This window comes from Inquilinus sp. (genome assembly GCF_039594555.1).
Classification (GTDB): Bacteria; Pseudomonadota; Alphaproteobacteria; order DSM-16000; family Inquilinaceae; genus Inquilinus.
The window spans coordinates 1-3,194 of sequence record NZ_JBCNNF010000594.1 but is presented as its reverse complement, the minus strand read 5'-3'; the positions used below and the strand labels follow the sequence as shown (position 1 = coordinate 3,194).

4 protein-coding genes are annotated in these 3,194 nt (G+C 71.4%); all 4 read right to left on the bottom strand.

The window, feature by feature from the left end:
* Positions 1 to 390, bottom strand: a 390-nt coding sequence (locus ABDW35_RS34645) for an alanine:cation symporter family protein (protein WP_343718391.1), incomplete at its 3' end; no start/stop codon positions are given.
* 7 nt (positions 391 to 397) lie between these two features.
* Positions 398 to 832 carry a TIGR01244 family sulfur transferase gene (locus tag ABDW35_RS34640; RefSeq protein WP_343718390.1) on the bottom strand — a complete coding sequence of 145 codons (435 nt, stop codon included), beginning with the start codon at positions 830 to 832 and terminating at the stop codon, positions 398 to 400.
* Between the two features lie 11 nt (positions 833 to 843).
* Positions 844 to 1,722: an EamA family transporter gene (locus tag ABDW35_RS34635; RefSeq protein ID WP_343718389.1), complete on the bottom strand. Its 879-nt coding sequence runs from the start codon at positions 1,720 to 1,722 to the stop codon at positions 844 to 846.
* Positions 1,722 to 3,194, bottom strand: a 1,473-nt coding sequence (locus ABDW35_RS34630; protein WP_343718388.1) for an ATP-binding cassette domain-containing protein, incomplete at its 5' end; no start/stop codon positions are given. The genes ABDW35_RS34635 and ABDW35_RS34630, both read right to left, overlap by 1 nt.

The window sequence follows — 3,194 nt, the reverse complement described above, 5'->3', positions numbered from 1 at the left end:
GACCTGGGCCAGGGTGCATTCGAAGAAGCTGCTGGACATGCCGACCAGCGCCGTGACCCACATCCAGAACACCGCGCCTGGCCCGCCGAGGGTCACGGCGATGCCGACCCCGGCGATGTTGCCGGCGCCGACCCGGCCGGCGACCACGCCCTCGGCCTGCAGCTGGTCATAGGCGGCGACCACGGTGGTGCGCGACACGCCCAGCCGGTCGGCCAGGATCCGGGTCGCCGGCAGCCGCGTGCCGGCCGGCACCACCCGGCGGGCGATCAGGTCGCGCAGCGCCAGATGCAGCTGCTGGAACAGCGGCCGCCGGTCCTCCGGGTCGAGCCCGATCTCGATCAGGTCGATCCAGGAGACCGGGCGGTCCTTGACCGGCTGCCGGCCCGCCATCCCGATCTCACCCCTGGCGCAGCCGCGCCACCAAGTCCGGCAGGGAGGCGATCTGGAAGCCCTTCTCCGCGGCGTCGGCGACGAGTTCGCCGGCGTCGCCGCGGCCGGCCAGCACCTCGCCCGCGGCCCAGAGCAGGGTCGAGCGGGTGCCGCTGCGGCAATGCATCACCACCGGCTTCGGCGCCGAGGCCAAAGCCTGCTGCATCGCCTCGACATCGCCCGGCGCGATCGAGGAGGAGGTGACCGGGATGTGGATGTAGTTCAGGCCCAGCTTTTCGGCCTCGGCCCGCGCCTGCTCGGCCGGCAGTTGGCCCGGCTCCTCGCCGTCCGGCCGGTTGTTGATCAGGGTCTTGGCGCCCGAGGCCGCGATCTCCCCGATCGCCGCGCGGTCCACCTGCGCCGTCGCGTACAGCTCGGGCGCGACTTCCGTCAGCTTGGCCATGGTCTTCCCTCTCACGTGACCTGCGCCTGGGCCTCGACCGCCTTGGGCCGGCGCAGGATGATGATGCCGACGCCGATCAGCGTGGCGATGCCGCCGATCACCAGCGTCCAGCTGGCCGGCTCTCCCAGGAACAGCACGCCCGACAGCACGCCGAACACCGGCACCAGCAAGGTATAGGGCATGGTCTGGTTGACGGAATAGGTGCGCAGCAGGCGATACCAGATGGCGTAGGAGAAGATCACCACGACCACCCCCTGGAAGGCGACCGCCATCCACGCCCACCAGCTGGCCTGCGTCACCGCCTGCCACTGGCCGTCCTCGAGCAGCAGCGAGACCACGAACAGCATCGGCGCGGCGAACAGCGACATCCAGCCATTGATGGTGGAGGGCGCGAGATCCGCCATCCGCTTCATCTGAATGTTGGCGGCGGCCCAGACGGTCGCCGCCAGCACGATCAGCCCGATCGCCCACAGAGCCGAGCCGTGGCGCGGCTCGCCCGCCAGGATGGCGACGCCGCCGATCGCCACCGCCATGCCGAGCGCCCGACGCCAGCCGATGCGGTCGCCGAAGAACAGCATGGACATGGCGGCCGAGGCCGGCACCTGAACCTGGATCACGATCGCCGCCACCGCGGCGTCGACATGGGCCAGGCCGGTGAACATCAGCGAGAAATGGGTCAGCCCCAGCATCACCGACAGCACCAGCACGTCGCGCCAGCGCCCGCGCGGCATGCGCACGAAGGGCACCAGCAGCAGGGCGACCAGGCCGAAGCGCAGCGCCATGAACAGGAGCGGCGGCAGCTCCGCGAGGCCGTATTTGGCGATCACGAAGTTGTAGCCCCAGATCAGCATGACGCCGACCGTCAGCAGCAGGTCGACCGGCCGCATCATCAGGCGCCGAGCTCCTCCGCCAGGGAGGCGAGCTCGAGCCAGCGCTCCTCCGCCGCCTCCTTCTCCGCCCCCGCCGCGGCCAGCCGCGCGCTCTTCCTGGCGAAGCCGTCCGGGTCGCGGGTGTAGAGGGCGGGATCCTCCAGGGCCTTGCCGAGCTGGGCGATCTCGGCAGTCAGCGCCTCGATCTTCCCGGGCAGCTGGTCGAGCTCGCGCTGGTCCTTGAAGCTGAGCTTGGTGCGCGGCTTCGCAGCCGGGGGCTTGGCTGCCGGGGCGGAGCGGGGGACCGGAGCCGGCGCCTGCACCGCCGGGCGCTGGCGCAGATAGTCGGTGTAGCCGCCGACATACTCCGTCACCCGCCCCTGGCCCTCGACCGCGATCACCGAGGTCACCAGCCGGTCGAGGAAGTCGCGGTCATGGCTGACCAGGATCAGCGTGCCCTGGAAATCGGCCAGCACCTCCTCCAGCAGGTCCAGCGTCTCCAGGTCCAAATCGTTGGTCGGCTCGTCCAGGATCAGCAGGTTGCTGGGCCGGGCGAACAGCTTGGCCAGCAAGAGGCGGCCGCGCTCGCCGCCCGACAGGCTCTTCACCGGGCTGAACATGCGCGAGGAATCGAACAGGAAGTCGGACAGGTAGGAGGCGATGTGTCGCTTCTGGTCGCCGACCTGGACGTGGTCGCCGCCATGCGGCAGCAGCACGTCGCGCAAAGTCGCCTCGGGGTCGAGCGCGACCCGGGTCTGGTCGTAATAGGCCGGCTCCACCCCCGGCCCCAGCCGCACCGTGCCGGAATCCGGCGGCTCGGCCCCGGTCAGCACCTTGACCAGCGTCGACTTGCCGGCGCCGTTCGGGCCGATCACGCCGATCCGGTCGCCGCGCAGCACCCGGGTGGAGAAGTCGCGGACGATGACGGTGTCGCCGAAGGCCTTGGACACGCCCTCGGCCTCGATCACCCTCGCCGCGCCGCGGGCGGCCTCGGCGATGCCCAGCGCCGCCACGCCCTGGCGGGCGATCTGCGACCGCCGCTCGGCCCGCATGGCGTAAAGCGCGCGCAGCCGGCCCTGGTTGCGCTTGCGCCGGGCGCTGATGCCCTGGCGCGACCAGGTGGTCTCGGTGGCGATCTTCTTGTCCAGCCGCGCCCGTTCCGCCTCCTCCTGCGCCAGGATGGTCTCGGTCCACTCCTCGAACTGGGCGAAGGGCTTGTCCATCTGCCGCAGCACGCCGCGGTCGATCCACCAGGCGCGCTGCACCAGCGCGTTCAGGAAGGCGCGGTCATGGCTGATCAGCAGCAGCGCGCCGCGCCAGGCCTTGAGCTCGCCCTCCAGCCATTCGATGGTCGGCAGGTCGAGATGGTTGGTCGGCTCGTCCAGCAGCAGCACGTCGGGCTCGCCGACCACGGCGGCGGCGATGGCGGCGCGCCGCCCCTCCCCGCCCGACAGCGTCCCGGTCGGCCGGTCGCCGTCCAGCTTCACCGCCGC

Bases quoted from the DNA above. Each gene is read 5' to 3' on its own strand.
- ABDW35_RS34640 (WP_343718390.1), bottom strand. From the start codon at position 832: ATGGCCAAGCTGACGGAAGTCGCGCCCGAGCTGTACGCGACGGCGCAG.
- ABDW35_RS34635 (WP_343718389.1), bottom strand. From the start codon at position 1,722: ATGATGCGGCCGGTCGACCTGCTGCTGACGGTCGGCGTCATGCTGATC.